This is a genomic window from Gilliamella sp. ESL0232 (assembly GCF_013346885.1).
GTDB classification, from domain to species: domain Bacteria; phylum Pseudomonadota; class Gammaproteobacteria; order Enterobacterales; family Orbaceae; genus Gilliamella; species Gilliamella bombi.
Window position 1 is genome coordinate 56,253 of the sequence record NZ_JAAEDW010000001.1, and the last position, 17,924, is coordinate 74,176.

Below are 17,924 nucleotides of genomic sequence, written 5' to 3' on the forward strand. Positions count from 1 at the left end.
AAAAATATTAAGTATTATTACAATTAACAATATTTAATAAGTATAAAATGTTTATTATACAATTTAGTTAAAAAATGCATCAAAAGTGGTTTTTAGCATTCTATAACGATTTTAGGTTAAATTGAAAAAGATATAACATTTTTTATTTTTTTCTAATAAATTACAAATCTTTATTATATCTTGCATAATTAAGTATTATATAGAGGTGAATTGGTTAGCTTGTATAAGCTTTCTAACATTGAATTGTGTAATTTTGTCCTTGCCATTTATATATCTTCATTATAGAATTACTTACTTATTTGAAAAATAATAATAAAAATTGTGATGATGTTTCGTGAACGTTAGGCGTTTTGGTTTAATGGATAGGACCATATAACAATTGATATCTTTTGGCGGCAAATTCTATTTGCGAACCATCTTTTGTCTTGTCGTTGCTTTTAGGCAATAAGGCATAATCAAGCATTATACTTAAACACATTGCAGCAGAAAATTGATTACGACATAAAATAAAGTAGCATAAACGAGGTAGCTATATGTTTAGCATGAATAAAGAGTGGGCATTTGTGGTGCTAACCTGCTTTTTTGAAATATGTTGGATTTTAGGATTTAGCATCGCAACCGAGCTTTGGCAATGGGTTATTATTGTATCGCTCATTATTATTGATTTTACTTTTTTAACCAATGCTTGCAAGACAATACCTACAGGTACGGTTTATGCCATATTTTCAGGTGTTGGTGCTGTCGGTGCAACGCTAATTGATATCTTACTTTTTAATAAAGAGATTAAGCTAATTCAACTTTTTTTTGTGGCGATAATTATTATTGGTGTTGTACAACTAAAACGTGCCGACAGTTAATATTTTAATAAGGATAATTTAATCATGGGATGGCTGTTAATATTAATTGCATCAGTTTTTGAAGTAATTGGTGCTATAGGCCTTAAATTATATGCTGAGCAAAAAGGTCTATTTAGATTGGTTTTATATTGGGGAGGTTTTTTTGTCTCTTTTGTGCTTTTCTATTTTTCGCTCCATTATCTTGAATTGAGTGTTGTGTATCCTGTTTGGGTTGGTCTTGGGACTTCGGGTGCGGTGTTAGCCAATATGCTGTTATTTAATGAGCCTAAGAATTTTCCTCGTATATTTGGTCTCACCATTATTATCGTTGGTGTTGTAGGATTACATGCCACTCTATAATTAATTGCGTTTATATATATAAAAAAACCGGAGATTAACTCCGGTAACGCAAAGCGTAAAATAAGATATGGATGAATAAAAAATTGTACTGAATTAAATTTCGTCAGCATGCTGTTTTAAGAAACTTGCAACGCCATTTGGATTTGCTTGCATGCCTTTTTTACCTTTTGTCCACTGAGCAGGGCAAACTTCGCCATGTTCTTCATGGAATTGGAAAGCATCAACAATACGAATCATTTCGTCAATGTTACGTCCAATTGGTAAATCGTTAATTGTTTCATGGCGTACAATTCCTGATTTGTCAATAAAGAACGAAGCTCGCAGTGCAACTCCAGCTTCAGGATGTTCAATACCATAAGATTGCATAATTGAGTGTTTGATATCTGCAACAATTGGGAATTTAACTTCACCAATACCACCTTTATCTTGTGGAGTATTGCGCCATGCATTATGTACATATTCAGAGTCCATTGAAACACCAATTACTTCAACACCACGTTTTTTGAATTCTTCTAGACGGTGATCAAATGCAATGATTTCAGATGGGCAAACAAATGTGAAGTCCATTGGCCAAAAGAACACAACGGCATATTTACCTTTGATATGTTGTAATAAATTGAAATTATTAACAATTTCACCAGTACCTAAAACTGCTGCTGATGTAAAATCTGGTGCTTTGCGAGTGACTAGTGTCATAGTATTTCTCCTTTATAATTAACTGCAACTCATGTAGCGTAGCATTATAGCAATTAAAATCTATTGTCAAAGTTGTTATAAACGATTGGTATCATAAGTTTAAACTATTAAGTTGTGATTATTATTCGGTATTAGTTATTGATTTTCGGTTTGCCTTTATTTTTTGTGTCTCGATAGCGTTGTTTTATCTTTTTCTTTTTTACTTGTTCTTGCTTTTTGTTCGCACTTTTTTGTTTTGCTTTTTGTGAATGTTTTTTCTTAGTTACTGGTTTTGGTGCTTTAGTTTTAGGGCGTAATCCATCAATCGTTCTTAATTTGATTGGTTCCTTAATATAGCGCTCAATTTTTTGCAGTAGTTCGTTATCATGCGCTTCGACTAGCATAATAGCTGTGCCTTTTTTCCCTGCTCGAGCGGTGCGTCCAATTCTGTGTAAATATACATCGGCAGTTTTGGGTGCATCAAAATTAATAACATGAGTAATATTGTCAATATCAATACCTCGTGCAGCAACATCGGTTGCTACAAGTACATTGACAGTATTATTGCTGATCCTTTTTATTGCTTCATTGCGTTTTGCTTGTACCATTTCACCTTCTAAATAGCAGCTATGGATACCAGCTTGGTGTAGTAAGCTAACTAATTCATGCACACGTTCGCGTTTACGAACAAATACAATCGTTTTTTTTAATTGTTCTTGTTTTAATAAGTGAATAAGAAGTGCCACTTTATGAGTTAAATCATCGGCACGATAATAAAATTGCAGGATTTTTTTACGTTCTTTGCGTGAAGGCTCGGCATTGATTTCGATTGGATCAGTCAAAATGCGGCTAGCAAAGTTATGCAGTCCTTCACCTTCCAGTGTGGCAGAAAATAATAAAGTTTGTTTACGCCAACGGGTTTCGGAAGATATCATTTCGACATCTTGTGAAAAACCCATATCTAACATCCGATCAGCTTCGTCTAAAACAAGCATTTCAACTGCTCGGCAGTCGAAGTTTTCTTCTTTTATATACTGTAATAATCGGCCTGTTGTAGCAATAACAATATCTTGGTTTTTACTAAACACTTCAGCGTGATTCATATAAGCAACACCGCCAGTAATAGTTGCAATGCTTAAATTTGTTGATTCGGTTAATAATCTGGCTTGTTCAGCAATTTGCATGGCTAGTTCACGCGTTGGCGTTAAAATCAAAATTCGTGGTGGACCTGGTTTACGGCGTGGAAAATCGAGTAGATGTTGTACGGCCGGAATTAAAAAAGCTAGCGTTTTACCTGTGCCTGTTGGTGCAGAACCTAAAATATCTTTGCCATCTAAAGCAACAGGGATTGTTTGTGTTTGGATTACGGTTGGAGTATTTATATTTTGTGTTTGGAGATTGTGAATTAAAATATCATCTAATTCTAAACCAGAAAAAGTGTGTGTAGTCATAGTGTTCTTTTCATCTAAAATTATAAGGCACATTATAACGTTAATCGTTGTAACTACAATCAATAAAAATGTGATGGAATATTATTTTATTTTTATGGAGCGATTAATTGTAAGGTAGTTATTGCAGTGTAAAATATAGTTTTATGTCTAAAATTAGATGTTTTATTTAAGCAAAACTTATCATTGTTAGCTGTTTGTGATAAGATACGCATCCGTTTGCGATAACATGCATAATGATTATTTATGCTACCGAGGCTAAATTGGTTTAAATAATTAATGTTTAATTATTTTGTGGCTTAACACGGATTGGCTCAAATTTCCATATTAAATAATACTTCTTTAATAACTATCAGATAATGAATATGACTGAATGTTTCTCGAATGATAATTATAATCAACAGTTGAAAAAAAAAGTAGATAATTTAAAAGCATTATTATCAGATTTTTCACTGCCCGAATTATCGGTATATTGTTCACCTATTAGTCATTATCGTAAGCGTGCTGAGTTTAGGATCTGGCATGATGGTGAAGATCTTTATCATATTATGTATGATAAAAAAACAAAAAAACGAATACGGGTTGATGAATTTCCTATTGCAACAAAACTAATTAATCAAGCAATGCAAACCATTTTACCTTTGTTACAACATAATTTGTTACTTCGCCATATGCTGTTTCAAATTGATTATTTTTCGACTTTAAGTGGTCAGCTATTAATTACGCTTTTATATCATAAAAAGTTAAGTGATGGATGGATTATAGAAGCAAAAAAATTAAAAACTCAATTAGCTGAACATGGAGTAGTTGCTAATATTGTAGGGCGAGCAAGTAATCAAAAAATAGCCATTGATGTGGATTATGTTGATGAAGTGTTGCCAGTAATGGATAAAACGTTTATTTATCGACAAATTGAAAATAGTTTTACTCAACCAAATGCAGCGGTAAATATTAAAATGCTACAGTGGGCCATATCGGTTACCAAAAATTCAACTGGTGATTTACTCGAATTTTATTGTGGTAATGGTAACTTTTCAATTGCTCTAGCACAAAACTTTCGCAAAGTATTGGCTACTGAAATAGCTAAAGCGTCTGTTTATTCAGCTCAGCATAATATTTTAGTTAATCAAATTGATAATCTTGATATTGTACGGTTGTCAGCCGAAGAATTTACTAGTGCAATTAAAAAAGAACGAGAGTTTAATCGTTTAAAAGGAATCAATTTGGATGAATATCAATGTGATACGGTACTTGTTGATCCACCACGTGGGGGAGTGGATTTAAATACCATTAATATATTAAAAACCTATAAAAAAATTATTTATATTTCGTGTAATCCTAATACATTGCGTGACAATTTACAGTTATTGACTAAAACACATTCAATTCAACATTTTGCTATGTTTGATCAATTTCCTTATACAGATCATGTCGAGACGGGTATTGTGTTGTATAAAAAGTAAAAGGAAGTAATATTCAATGTAGAGTATTTTTGTTAAAATATACTCAATTCATACCTAACTAATTGTTGTTTCGGGTGTATGTAAACTTGCATCGATCTATAACAAAAAAAAACCCTAGATAAACTAGGGCTGCATTAAATTGCAAGGAATGGATGAAAGGAAATAAAACAATGAAACAATAATGTCTAGCCTCATGAATCATTGTGTAGCTACTATAACAAAGATAAACCAACTAATTAATGACATTATGATTACAAAATAGTCATTAAACCATCATGATTGGTTTGGTGTTTATCATTTATTCTATAGCTGTGTTATGCAATTACGACAACCAGACAAATAACAAAGGAAATATTCAAGTATGAAATTGTTAGTAGTTGAAGATGAGCAAAAAACAGGTGAGTATCTTCGTCAAGGTTTAGTTGAATCTGGGTTTGTTGTTGATTTAACAAATAATGGTCTTGATGGTTATCATAGAGCCATGACAGAAGATTATGATCTAATTATTTTAGATGTGATGTTGCCCGATATAGTTGGTTGGAAAATTGTTCAGTCACTGCGTGAAGCAGGCAAAGAGACACCTATCATGTTACTTACCGCTATGGGAAGTGTGGATGATAAAGTTAAAGGCCTAAACTTAGGTGCTGATGATTATCTAGTAAAACCTTTTTCGTTTGCTGAGTTATTAGCTCGTGTGAAATCTATGCTCCGACGTAATGTCCCTCAAGTCAATAATTCCCAATTGAGTATTGCAGATCTGGTCATGGATCTTCCTAAACGTATGGTAACACGTGGAGATAAACGCATTGATTTAACCAATAAAGAATTTTTGTTATTAGAATATTTTTTACGTTATCCGGGGGAAGTATTACCACGATCATTAATTGCATCTCAAGTTTGGGATATGAATTTTGATAGTGATACTAATGTGATTGATGTTGCAATTCGGAGATTGCGAAATAAAATTGATGCTGATTTCGAGCCAAAATTGATTCATACAGTCCGTGGAATGGGGTATAAGTTAGATGTCTTGGATGAAACAGAATAAGTTAATATCATTTCGCTTGCCTCTTATTGTTTGTTTATTAACCTGCGGTTTACTTTATTGTTTTAGTTTTTTTATTGAACGTTCTTTTGAAAAAATTTCAATCCAACAAAATGTGTCCGAACTTAATTCGGTTATTGATTCTATAGAACGTGAATTAGTTTACTATTCCCCAGATGAAAATCGTGACGAATTTATTCAAAATTTATTATTAATTTTGACAGGACATCATCGCCTATTTGTTTATGTTATTGATGAGAAAGGTAAAATTGTTTATCGAACACGTGGTCCTAATCTAACCGTTGCTAAAAATCATATTGATTTTGATACCATTATTGCAAATCACAGTACCGCTATTTGGAATCAAGATAAAGCCTCATATCGAATTGCCGCTTCACGAGTTTCGATTGAAAATGGTAGACAATATACCACTATAGTTGCTGTTGGTCGTGATTTACATCTCGAATTCATTCGGCGATTACACGATGGTTTAGGCTTGCTTATTGCTATTGCTTGTATTTTGGCCTTAATTGGTTCTTTTGTCAGTGTCTATTTTACCCAAAAACCAATTAATCGGTTGATTAAAAAGATCGAAAAAGTTAATTTTAAAAGTCTAAATTACCGTATTCCTGCTTCTTTAGTACCAATTAAATATGTTAGTTTAGTGAAAGCATTCAATGAGATGCTTAATCGGATAGAGGATGTGTTTCAGCGGCAACGTAATTTTACAGCAGATATCGCTCATGAGATGCGAACGCCTATTACCAATTTAACAACTCAAACGCAAATAGTACTGAGTAATGCCAGAACAACTAATGAATATCGCGAGATATTATATTCAAATTTAGAAGAATACGAAAAAATGTCACAGATGATTTCTGATATGTTATTTTTAGCACAAGCAGATAATCGTCAATTGGTGCCTAATTTAATCGATATTGATTTACATAGCTTGATCACAATGATGTGTGAATATTTTGAACCACTTACCGACGAGAAAAATATTGCCTTTAATCTTGAAGGAAATTGTTCCCATATTCAAGGTGATAAGATGATGTTAAGAAGGGCAATCAGTAATATTTTATCCAATGCAATTCGTTATACACCTGAAAATCAGACTATCACTATAATTTTAAGTCAAGTAAGTGAAAAGCGAGTTCGAATCATCATTTCGAATCCAGGCAAGAAAGTTGATAGTAAACATTTGCCACACCTTTTTGATCGGTTTTATAGAGTTGACGAATCACGTCATCGTAATGATAATTCAGGTACAGGAATAGGGCTTGCTATCGTCAAATCCATTATTGAAACACATAAAGGTTCAATTTACGCTGAGTCTGATGAGCAATCAACCCGTTTTATTATTAATTTACCAACCACTATTTAACATCAAAGTCGCTGATCAGTAAATTAGCCGCTGCATAAGCGGCTTTATCTTTTAGTTCTTGTGGGACATTTTCGTTACGAACAACTTCGTCTAACACTTGCATAACAGCGCCTAAGGCATCATCAATATAACCGAGATCATTACTGCCAATTTGTGCGTATTTTTCATAAATAAGATCGCTATATTTATTCATTAAATTCATTTCTTTTTATTCCACTTATAAAAAGCTAACTAATTGTTTATAAACTTGTTCAGCTTGAATGGTTTGCATGCATTTTTCATCTGAGATAATACTAAATTGATTTTTTCCATAGCCACCAATCAATTTTGGATCGGTTTTGCCAAATAAAGTAATATTTGGACGATCCAATGCAGCAGTTAGATGACTTAAACCTGTATCTACCGAAACAACGGCTTTTGCTCCCGCAATAACGGTTGCTATATCGGAAAGTGAAAGCTTGGGAAGTACCTCTACGTGTTGGAATCCTTGTGCTAGACGAATTGCTCGTGCTTGCTCATGTGGTGCTCCCCAAGGTAATTTTATTTTTAACCCAGTAGGCTCAACTAATTTAATTAATTTCCGCCAGGCATCTTCACTCCAGTGCTTTTCATCTCGTGTTGTTGCGTGTAAAAAAATTAGATATTGCTGATTATCGTTAGGTAATGAAGATAAAAAGTGACGCGCAATAGCATAATCACCCATTGAATCAGGTAATTTATATTGTAGGCTTTTTGCAAACAGTAATCTAACGCGTTCAATAGCATGCATTTGTTTAGGTACATTGTGTTTTACATCATAAAACCAACTAGCAATTGGTTCTTTGATACTTTTGCGATCCAAACCGTGTTTAATACCCCGTGCTTTACGAGTAATAAGAAACGCACTTTTAATGAGTCCTTGTGCATCAATAATCACATCATAACGTTGTCGTCTTAAGGTATTAATAAAATCATGGCGCTCTTGACGAATTGTTTTAGTGAACCAATTTTTTCGCCAGCGTCTTATTGCAACCGGTATCACTTGGTTTACAGCAAAGTGCCAACTAGGTATTTGGGCAAAATTTTCTTCTACTACCCAATCAAAGGATATATTTGGTAAATTGTTAGCCGCATCAGTTAATGCCGGTAAAGAATGAAGTACATCCCCCATGGATGATGTTTTAACCACTAATACTCTCATTATTCTTTACTCTTTTTACAGCGCATGATGAGTTTCATCAAAGTTTCGAAAACAATATCGGGTTTAATATCGATCAGACTTTGATGGTAACCTTGTTCTGCATCGCCTTTACGGACGCGGTGATAACCGGTAATTAAACGGATAACTTCGGCTTTATCTGATAGTGGAGGGGTAAAATCTGGACTACTTGGCCCATAAAGAGCAACCAGTGGTCTGTCTAAAGCTGCTGCAATATGCATTAGTCCAGAGTCATTAGTTACAATGGCTTTACAAGCAGCAATTAGGCTAACAGCTTGTTCTAATTGTGTTTGACCTGTTAGATTGATACATTTATCGCGATGTATCATTTTAGCAATAATTTGTTCTCCTACTTTGCGATCATTTTTGGAACCAAAAATAATAACTTTAGCGTGCTGTTTAACTAGCATATCAGCAAGTGCCGCGTAATGATAATCGGGCCAACGTTTTGCAGGACCAAATTCAGCACCAGGACAAAAGCCAATTAATGGTTCATCTTGTGTTATAGTAAAAGTTGAAAGAGCTTGGGTTATTTCATTTTGTTCGACATTGAGTTTTGGCCATAGTAGTGGTTGTGGTAAATCGGAAGCCGAATGAATCTGTCTATTAGGATAAGCAAGAGCAATATAGCGTTCAATCATCAACGGAAATGCTTGCTTATCAAGTTTACGAAGATCGTTTAATAAACCATAACGCATCTCGCCTTTCCAACCTGTACGTTTAGGAATTTTGGCAAAAAATGGAATCAGTGCTGATTTGAATGAATTAGGTAATACAATAGCATGATCATAATGGTTATCACGCAGTGATTTACCTATTTTATGACGTTTTTTTAACGCAAACTCACCATGGCCTAATGGCATTGCAATTGCTTGATTCACTTCTGGCATTTTATTTAATAACGCTCGACACCAAGCCGGTGCTAAAACATCAATTTCGTTATTAGAATCAAGTTGTTTTAATGTACGATACAGGCTTTGCGACATCATCATATCGCCAACCCATGAAGGACCAATAATGAGTGTTTTCATTTAATCAATTCCATCTTATTGTTCATTGAGCCATTTCATATATTCAGCAGTTCCTTCTGCAACATTCTTAAATTCAATTGGGCATTTAGTTTTTCTAAATTTAGTCAGATCTGCTTGGGTATAGCTTTGATACCGTCCTTTTAGATGTTCAGGAAAGGGGATATAATCAATTTCATCTTTTTTATGGTAAGTAAGAACCGCATCAGCGACAGCTTGGAACGACTCTGCTCGACCTGTTCCACAGTTATAAATTCCTGATATTTTATTTTTCCAGAACCATAAATTGACCGCAACGACATCACCAACATAAATAAAGTCACGTTTAAAGTTTTCACTACCTGCAAAGAGTTTTGGTTTTTCACCTTTATTAATTTGTTCATTTAAGTGAAATGCGACACTTGCCATGCTACCTTTATGTGATTCACGTGGTCCATATACATTAAAATAACGGAATCCACAAATTGGCGAATTAGCTTGGGGTAGTAATTGTCTCACATATTGGTCAAATAAGAATTTAGAATATCCATATACGTTTAATGGCTTTTCGTAAGTGCGATCTTCAATAAAGTTATCACTGCGCCCACCATAAGTAGCGGCTGATGAAGCATATAAAAATGGAATATTGAAATCGAGACAGTAATGCAACAAGTCTTTAGAATAGTCATAGTTATTTTCCATCATAAACTTGCCATCCCATTCTGTGGTTGACGAACAGGCACCTTGATGAAAAACAACATCAATATTAAGATCGTCATGACTAATAATAGCTGCGATAAACTCATCTTTGTCCATATAATCGGCAATATCTAGATCAGCTAGATTAGAAAACTTGGTGCCGTCAGTTAGATCATCAACCACCAAAATATCTTTGTGCCCCAGGTCATTCAAACCTTTAACAATATTACTACCAATAAACCCTGCGCCGCCTGTTACAACAATCATGATCATTTTCCTTAATCAATAAAACTAATCTGCTTATAATAGCGATTTATGATAAATTTTTCGAGTGCTCATTTAAAAAAGCATGGGCAAGACGAGTTTTTTATGAATTCACTTTATTTTTTGCAGTAACTAAAATATATCTTGCTAAATTAAGATAAGGTTCAGTTTGGCAGTATTTTTGTTCCAGTTCTAATAGTTGTACAAAATGAGTTTCTGCTTTGGATTTATTGATTAGATAGTCATGAAAAATACGAATCCCTGTTTTTTGCAAAATATCAAAATCAAGTTGTGTAAGCCAGTGATATACGTCTGTTGGAACTCTTGGATAATCGGGAGAAAGTGTCTTTTTCTTACGCTTAGCTAACCCTGATTTTGTGTAACCAAAATTGCCTAATGTGACCGTTTTAAACAAAAGCGCATGATAGTTATAAAACATTAACGATAAAAAACCATCAAATTTAAGGTGTTGTTTTAATGATTTTATTAATTCAATTGGTTCAGCAACCCACTCTAATACAGCATGACAAATGACTAAATCAAACTGTTTGTTTATTAAGTTATCAAGCTGCTGAATAGAGCAACAAAGACAATCTATATTTATCTTTTCGGATTGAGCTTTTTGTTTTGCCAGTTCTAGCATTTGTTCAGAGATATCGCAAAGCGTTACTTGATGCCCAAGTTTGGCTAGCCGACAGGCGATCTGACCTTGTCCTCCACCAGCATCTAGAATATTTAATGATTTATTGTGCGGATAGGTAGCTAAAACTTTTTCTAGTTCTTGCCATACTACTGCTTCGCGAATTTGACCTTTGGTTGTGCCATAAATATTTTGTGCAAATTTATTGCTGATATCATCAAAATTACGATCTTGTTTATTCATGACTTATTTTTGATTGTTTAGTTGTTCTGCTTCAGCATTTATTTGCTCTATTTTAGTTGTCATTTGGCTATAGCACTGTTCCATTAAGGCTCTAGCATCCTCTTTGCCTAGATTTTTGGTTTCGATAGGTTCTAACATTTCAACAATGATATGTCCATTATTTAGGCGGTTTAATTTAATATTATTGGTTTGCGATACACAGATTGGCACAATTGGTACTCCAGCAGCAATGGCAGCTTTAAATGCACCTGTTTTAAACGGTAATAATCCCCGTCCACGGCTACGAGTACCTTCAGGAAACATCCAAATAGATATGCCACGCTTTTTAATTTCATTAACAACTTGTCCGATTGTGTCGTGAGCTTTTGATTTATTATTACGGTCAATAAGAATGTTACCTGTAAGATAATAAAGTTGCCCAAAAAAAGGAATCCAAGCCAGACTTTTTTTACCTACTGTTACCGTTTTAGGTTGCACAACATCACCAGCTACAACTATATCATAGTTATCTTGATGATTCGCAATATAGATACAGCTACCTATTATATTGATATTAGGAGGCGTACGAGTATCAACTTTTACTCCCAATATAGGTTTGAATAGAAAGCTAAATAAATGAGCAAATCTTGCTACATTTTTGGGATTTCTTGGGTTAAATAGGCAAAAAATGACGCCTAAAACACAAACGATAATACCAATTATAACACCACTAATTAAGCGAAAAAGAAATAGCATAATTTACCTCATAAGTTAATTTACGTATTATATACTTAATCTAAGCTAATATACAGTTCGTTAACGGCTTCTTCTAAAGGGTGATTATGTATAAACCAACTATAACTTGGGACGAAAATCAAACTCCTGTCTCTACCTATTTCGATGATGTTTATTTTAATACTGAAGGCGCAATTGAGGAAACCAGATATGTATTTGTTGAAGGTAATGATTTACGTCAGCGTTTTTTGAATCACAAGCAAGATACATTTATAGTTGGCGAAACAGGCTTTGGTTCAGGGCTAAATTTTTTGATTTTATGGGAAACATTTTTACATTTTAGAAGTCAATACCCGAATCATATACTTAAACATCTTGCATTTTTTAGTGTTGAAAAGTACCCGTTATCGTTAAATGAATTAATAAAGATTCATAATAGTGTGCTTTTTAAAAATAAAACATTACTTTCATTATCAAAACGACTTCAGGCTTTTTTAATTGATTCTACTTTCCAGTTTGACGATGTTAGTTTAAAGATATGTAATGATGATATTAGCAATTTTTCAGATTTTTTAATAAAGCAAAATGTTTTGATTGATGCTTGGTTTTTTGATGGGTTTTCACCAGCTAAGAATCCAGATATGTGGTCAGAACGTTTATTTAAAAATTGTTTTAGCCTGACAGCATCTGGTGGTAGTTTTGCTACTTTTACTGCAGCAGGATTTGTTCGTCGTCGTTTAATTAATGCAGGATTTATCGTTCAAAAACGAAAAGGCTTTGGTTCAAAACGTGAAATGTTAGTTGGCTATAAGTGAGTATGTATATTTGTTACAGTCTTTTTGCAAATTAGATAAACAACATGAGTAATTTCCACTATTAAGTAATTTTCTAGAAATGATAAGGTAATTCATATAAAATATTAAACAATAATAATTTATTATTTATACTATATTTATGAAAATAAAAGTAAGTTAAATAGGAGAATAGATGAAAGCCTTAAAAAACGTTTTACTTATATTAACCACCGCTATGGTTTTAACTGGTTGTGAAGAAAAAAACGAAGAATATTATTTAAACAATATAGACTCAGCAAATAAAAAAGTAGAGCAATGTAATCAGGATCTAAAAAAGGCATTTATGGCAAGTGATAAAGGCGGTATCGAAAAGGTAGAAAAAGATCCTGAATGTCGTGCTGCAATGTCTGCAATTAAAAAAGACAAAAAGATAAAATATGAATTAGAAAACAAACGGAAAGAAGACGAAAGAAAACAAGCAGTAGATTCTGAAATGAGTGCTATTAAAAAACAAATTTCTGGTATGTCGTGGGGCGAATCAGTTAATGAATATTTAAAGGTAGATGAATGTAAAAGTAGTTTTTCATTTAATAAAAGCCCGAAATGTGAAGCTTGGGAAACGATTTATAAAGAAAAAGTAGATGAAGGTAAAAAAGAGTTAAAACAACTATCTTTTAATGAAATTAAAGCAAAAATGCAGTCTTTATGTAAATTAGACAAAAGAACTGGTTCTAATTGTAGTGTTGCCGAAAAAGCGTTAGAGGAAAAGGCGACTGATGAATTAGCTAATGCTGATATTCAAACCATTGAATCAAAAAAATCACTATACTGTGCAGATGATCTAGTTTTTTTACCAGTTTGTAGTATTAGTTGGGAAAAAGCATGGAAAAGAGAAAATGATAAGTACATTAAATTCTATACAGAAAATAATGCGGAATTTATTACTACATATAACTCATGCATAGATAAATTAGAAGCAGTTAAATCTCAAAAATTAGACTGGAACAAAGAAAGTAAATTACAAAAAGCAATAAAAGAAGGATACCCTTGTAGTCAGGTAAAGGATGCTTACACGAAAAGGGGAATGGGATATTCTTGGTTTGATAAAAAAATTGAAGAATAACCTAATAGTAGCTCCATGTCAGACAGGAACAAATTATGTAATATCAAACAAAAACGAATGTTGATAGCACCTTTTTACCGTTGAAATGGCTAACCTTATATGCAGCTTAGTTAAAGCGTCAGTTAGCACGTTTTAGGCTAGGATGGTGTTAGCCTTTTACCCTATTGAGATTCTGCATAAGATAATGGGCATAGAGTCCTTTGGGGTAATGTTAAAAATCGAATTGATAAATCAGATCCAATGTTTGAGCTAAACTTGATGTTGCATCTAAATAGAGACTAGGCATTAGGCGATAACGTAAAGTAAAAGTGGCCAATGAATCAAATATACCTACACCATATTTAAGTTGTAAATTAGGTAATATGTAGCCACTAACCACAACTTTAGAGTTATTACCGGCACCTTGCGTATCAAGTGTTAGATTTTTAATACCAAATACATTACCAATATCGCCAATATATTTACCTGTTTTCGCTGTGCCAATACCAACCAGCAAAGCTGTCATCATATCGCTATCGCTTTGTTCTGTACTATCGAGTCCTTGTCCTCGGATTAAGTAGGAGAGTGCTTCTTGCTGTGACATGGCGGGATCTGAAAATACTTCAATTTTTGGCGATTCAGAAGATCCTGTAACACGGATTCCAGCCATAATATTACTATTTTCCATTGCTTCTGGATTACGAATTGCTTCTATATCGAGTGTAGCTTGATCAGCCGATCCTGAAAAAGTAATGATGCCTTTATGAATAATTAAATCTTGCCCATAAGCATGGAATCGACCTGTTGGAATCAAAACTTCACCATGCAAATCAAGTCCTTTATTGGTTTGTGCCGCAATTAAACTACCTTTAAGCGAAGCCTTTAGTCCAAAAGCATCGACAATAACGTTATCACCAATATCAATTTCAAGATGACTATTGATCTTAATGCCAAATTCCTGAGGCCTAATAGGTTTCCGATTTATATCGAGCATTACTTCATCTGGTGAGACATCAACACTTGATGCTGGTAGTGATTCAACTGTTATTTTTCCTTTTGGAATGCTAACTTTACCTAATAACGTTAATTCATCTTGTGTTACATTGATTTTAATATCTGGAACAATTGACATAACAATCATTGGTGGCACAGTAACTTCCATGGCAGCGCCATTAACAGCTAACGAGGCTTGCCATTTATCTATAGTATTCCAGCTGGCATTACCATTAATATTAACATTGCCAGCTTGAGTTGTTAAAACACCTTTTAATGTGGATGATTTACCATTGAAATTGAGGTCAAATTTAGCTGATTTAATATCAATTGGTAATTGGCTAGATTTGATTTCGCTATTTTGTAAGTTAATATTTCCTGTTAGCAATGGCTCATTTAATGAGCCAGAAAATTTAACGTTACCATTAATAGCCCCTTTAGCATAGTCTTTGCTATCTAATAATGGGTTAATAATTGCTAAAGCTAAGTGATCGATACTTAATTGACCACTTAATTTTTTTTGTTCAATTGGATCAGTAATAACAAGATTACCGTTTATTTTTCCTAATTTATTCAGACCAAATTTCCAATCCAATTTAGCCTGTTGTTCATTAAATTCAGCATCTATTTTGAAAACATCAAAAGGCAATAGTAACGATTGGGAGGTAACCATTTGTTGAATATAAACATCATAACTTGTTAAATTTGCTTTTATTAATGGTATTGTATTGTCATTATTAAATTGAATAGTTATTTTTCCATTTACATTACCAGTAAGTTTGGTTTCACCGTCATTTGGTATTGGTAGCCTAGATAGATTAATGTTTTTTAAGGTGATACTTGTATCGGTATTTTTAGCTAACAAAAATTGCTTATCAAGGCAAATGCTTGACTTTCCATTAATCCAGCAATGAACATTAATTGCTGGGATTTGATTATTAACATCATAAGATAAGTCAACAGATTTAGCTAATTGCCAACTGTTATTTTTGTTTAAATTGAGTAGCGCACCTGAAATGGTTCCGTTCCACTTTGTGCGTTCTTTATCAAGTTTTCCTGTTAACGATGTTTTTAGTGATGCAGGTTCACCATCAATATTAACGGTTAATATATGTTGGCTTTCACTTCCAGTTAAATCTACATTTAATTTTTTTATAGTTTGGCTTGAAAGTTCTATTGATTGCCCAGTGAGTTTAATGTTGCCACTGGCCTGTTCTTTATACTCAACTTTACCGGTAAGATTAGCTTTAGCTACTTTGATAGTATTAAAAGACAGTGAATTAATGGCTAAATTAGTATCTATAATTGCATTATCATGTGTGCGATTAAGTTTTATATTACCCACAATTGAACCTTGCATATCATCAACTATTAACGATAATGATTCGAGATTTAGCTTAGCCAGTAAGTTGCCTTTTTCAGCTGAACCATTTAAATCGATCTGATTTTTACCCCAATTAATTACAAAATTATTTGCAGTGGCTAAGTTTTCAGAATCAACATATACGTTACCAGATGCTAAAAAATTAGCATGGTTAATATTACCTTTTAGTTGTAGATTGGAAAAATCAAACGCCCATTTATCTTTGTCTAGTACGCCTGTAGTTTTAAATTGACCATTTAATCGAATCGGATAGTTAGGTAGTTCTTTGTACATATCAACATTATTTAGTTTTATGTTGATATCCCATTGTAATGCTTGTGGCCAACTTATATTTCCATCTATATTAATTTCACCTTGAGGTAATTTAATGATTCCATGATCAATGCTTGCCTCTTGATTAGTTCCTTTGCCAGCAATATCAAACGAAGTATTAATTAATTCTTTCCCTTGAATAATACCTTTGGCCGACATTTGAAACTGCTGTACATTACCATTTATTGATGTGGAAAAATCATTTAATTGATATTGTGCTTGTCCTTCAATTGGCCATTGAATATGCTTACCTTCAATTTGAGTGATTATAGGTAAGTATTTTTCAATAAAATTGATGTGTCCACTCATCACCATTTGATTCGAACCATCAAGGTTTATATTGGTTAATAACTCACCAAGCAATTTACCAGAAAACTGTGCTTCCAATCGGTTTTGTTCAGTATCTGCTTTTATTAAAGCTAATATAGGCCAGTTATCGTGTAATGTGATTTCGCCTGAAAGTGAAACATGTCCGCTAGCATAGGGAGTTATAGCATCTGTATCTAATTGTTTTATAATAATACGGCTATTAACAATATTGGTTTGAATTGTAACGTTATCAAAAAGGTAATCATGCTCCCCCATATGTAATAGCCAGTTTGTCCCTCTTAAACTAGTTACATTAATATCTAATGGAATATTAATTTGAGGCAATGATTCAATCAGTGGTTGATTAAAAAGTTGGGCGATTTTTTCATTAAGTGCGATATCTGTATCGGACGTTTTTACTGGTACATTTGCTGCTTTATTATCTGTAAAAATAGCATTCAACCCTGTAGCAACAGCAGGATAAACATGAATCTGATTATTAACCCATGTGGCTTTACCCGTGAAGTCAGACATTCCAAATTGCATATCATCAACAGTGACTTTTACATTAGTAAGGTGTGTGCTGTTAAGCTCTATAGGTAATGGAGTTTTGAGAACAAAATGTTGCTCTGCGGTGGTAGTATCAATAGTAGTTTCACTTGGTGAACTTTCGATTTCTTTAGTGTTAATTGAAACATTTACACCATTGGCATTGAATTGATTGATGCAGACTTCAGTCTTTAATAAACAAAGTCCTGTGAGTGAAAATGAAGCATCATTAACTTGAACATTAATACCCGGTAATTCAAGCGAAAGTCCTTGTATATGCAAATCATGAAAGGTGCCTTCAACTTGAGTTATTTTTAACTCAGGTAGAAATTTATTTAAAACATAGGTGGTTAGTTTTACACCAAGACTGGTGTATATAAACAAAATAACAAAAACAATTAGAAAGGCGATAACAGATAAAATAGCGATGCTTCGCTTTTTCCATTTACGTATCCGCTTTAATTTTTTTACTTTTTTAATTCTAGCTGAATATTTAGTCATA

General features: G+C 33.3%; 16 protein-coding genes. 7 read left to right on the forward strand and 9 right to left on the reverse strand.

What is annotated here, in order from left to right; all coding sequences use genetic code 11:
- Positions 1–533 precede the first annotated feature (533 nt).
- Positions 534–857 (forward strand): DMT family transporter, encoded by a 324-nt coding sequence (locus GYW75_RS00255; protein ID WP_202983885.1) that lies wholly within the window; start codon positions 534–536, stop codon positions 855–857.
- A gap of 24 nt (positions 858–881) precedes the next feature.
- Positions 882–1,196: a DMT family transporter gene (locus tag GYW75_RS00260; protein WP_085164172.1), complete on the forward strand. Its 315-nt coding sequence runs from the start codon at positions 882–884 to the stop codon at positions 1,194–1,196.
- Positions 1,197–1,289: 93 nt separating this feature from the next.
- Here GYW75_RS00260 and GYW75_RS00265 read toward each other — a convergent pair whose 3' ends face one another.
- Positions 1,290–1,892: a peroxiredoxin C gene (locus GYW75_RS00265; protein WP_065589177.1), complete on the reverse strand. Its 603-nt coding sequence runs from the start codon at positions 1,890–1,892 to the stop codon at positions 1,290–1,292.
- 131 nt (positions 1,893–2,023) lie between these two features.
- Entirely contained in the window at positions 2,024–3,322 is a 1,299-nt protein-coding gene (srmB, locus tag GYW75_RS00270) for an ATP-dependent RNA helicase SrmB (RefSeq protein WP_174798034.1), read from the reverse strand.
- A 362-nt stretch (positions 3,323–3,684) separates the two neighbouring features.
- Here srmB and trmA point away from each other — a divergent pair, with 362 nt between their 5' ends.
- From trmA to GYW75_RS00285, 3 genes are all read left to right on the forward strand, one after another.
- Positions 3,685–4,782, forward strand: a complete 1,098-nt coding sequence (gene trmA / locus GYW75_RS00275; RefSeq protein WP_174798035.1) for a tRNA (uridine(54)-C5)-methyltransferase TrmA — start codon at positions 3,685–3,687, stop codon at positions 4,780–4,782.
- A 361-nt stretch (positions 4,783–5,143) separates the two neighbouring features.
- Positions 5,144–5,830 carry a heavy metal response regulator transcription factor gene (locus GYW75_RS00280; RefSeq protein WP_034914857.1) on the forward strand — a complete coding sequence of 229 codons (687 nt, stop codon included), beginning with the start codon at positions 5,144–5,146 and terminating at the stop codon, positions 5,828–5,830.
- The gene (locus GYW75_RS00285) at positions 5,808–7,214 is read left to right on the forward strand and encodes a heavy metal sensor histidine kinase (protein WP_065589174.1); all 1,407 of its coding nucleotides are present in this window, start codon (positions 5,808–5,810) and stop codon (positions 7,212–7,214) included. The genes GYW75_RS00280 and GYW75_RS00285 overlap by 23 nt, the downstream gene beginning before the upstream one ends.
- Here GYW75_RS00285 and GYW75_RS00290 read toward each other — a convergent pair.
- The 6 genes from GYW75_RS00290 to GYW75_RS00315 all read right to left on the reverse strand — a co-directional run bounded on the left by GYW75_RS00290 (position 7,207) and on the right by GYW75_RS00315 (position 12,000).
- Positions 7,207–7,407 carry a YaeP family protein gene (locus GYW75_RS00290; RefSeq protein WP_065560145.1) on the reverse strand — a complete coding sequence of 67 codons (201 nt, stop codon included), beginning with the start codon at positions 7,405–7,407 and terminating at the stop codon, positions 7,207–7,209. The two genes, GYW75_RS00285 and GYW75_RS00290, sit on opposite strands and share 8 nt — an antisense overlap.
- A 24-nt stretch (positions 7,408–7,431) precedes the next feature.
- Positions 7,432–8,394, reverse strand: coding sequence for a lipopolysaccharide heptosyltransferase RfaC (gene rfaC, locus GYW75_RS00295; protein ID WP_174798037.1), 963 nt, complete (start codon positions 8,392–8,394; stop codon positions 7,432–7,434).
- Entirely contained in the window at positions 8,394–9,443 is a 1,050-nt protein-coding gene (gene rfaF / locus GYW75_RS00300; protein ID WP_174798038.1) for an ADP-heptose--LPS heptosyltransferase RfaF, read from the reverse strand. Before rfaF ends, rfaC begins: the two co-directional genes overlap by 1 nt.
- A gap of 15 nt (positions 9,444–9,458) precedes the next feature.
- A complete protein-coding gene (rfaD, locus tag GYW75_RS00305; RefSeq protein ID WP_085164186.1) occupies positions 9,459–10,385 on the reverse strand; it encodes an ADP-glyceromanno-heptose 6-epimerase in 927 nt (308 codons plus the stop codon).
- Between the two features lie 100 nt (positions 10,386–10,485).
- Complete coding sequence (locus GYW75_RS00310) at positions 10,486–11,265, reverse strand: methyltransferase domain-containing protein (protein WP_174798039.1); 780 nt, start codon at positions 11,263–11,265, stop codon at positions 10,486–10,488.
- A gap of 3 nt (positions 11,266–11,268) precedes the next feature.
- Positions 11,269–12,000, reverse strand: coding sequence for a 1-acylglycerol-3-phosphate O-acyltransferase (locus GYW75_RS00315; protein ID WP_174798040.1), 732 nt, complete (start codon positions 11,998–12,000; stop codon positions 11,269–11,271).
- Between the two features lie 86 nt (positions 12,001–12,086).
- On the opposite strand from GYW75_RS00315, the gene mnmD reads away from it, so the two are divergent.
- Positions 12,087–12,794 (forward strand): tRNA (5-methylaminomethyl-2-thiouridine)(34)-methyltransferase MnmD, encoded by a 708-nt coding sequence (gene mnmD / locus GYW75_RS00320; RefSeq protein WP_174798041.1) that lies wholly within the window; start codon positions 12,087–12,089, stop codon positions 12,792–12,794.
- A 172-nt stretch (positions 12,795–12,966) separates the two neighbouring features.
- Complete coding sequence (locus GYW75_RS00325) at positions 12,967–13,896, forward strand: hypothetical protein (protein WP_174798042.1); 930 nt, start codon at positions 12,967–12,969, stop codon at positions 13,894–13,896.
- 211 nt (positions 13,897–14,107) lie between these two features.
- Here the strand turns inward: GYW75_RS00325 and tamB are convergent, their stop codons facing one another.
- Positions 14,108–17,923, reverse strand: a complete 3,816-nt coding sequence (tamB, locus tag GYW75_RS00330) for an autotransporter assembly complex protein TamB (protein ID WP_174798043.1) — start codon at positions 17,921–17,923, stop codon at positions 14,108–14,110.
- Between the last annotated feature and the right edge of the window lies 1 nt (position 17,924).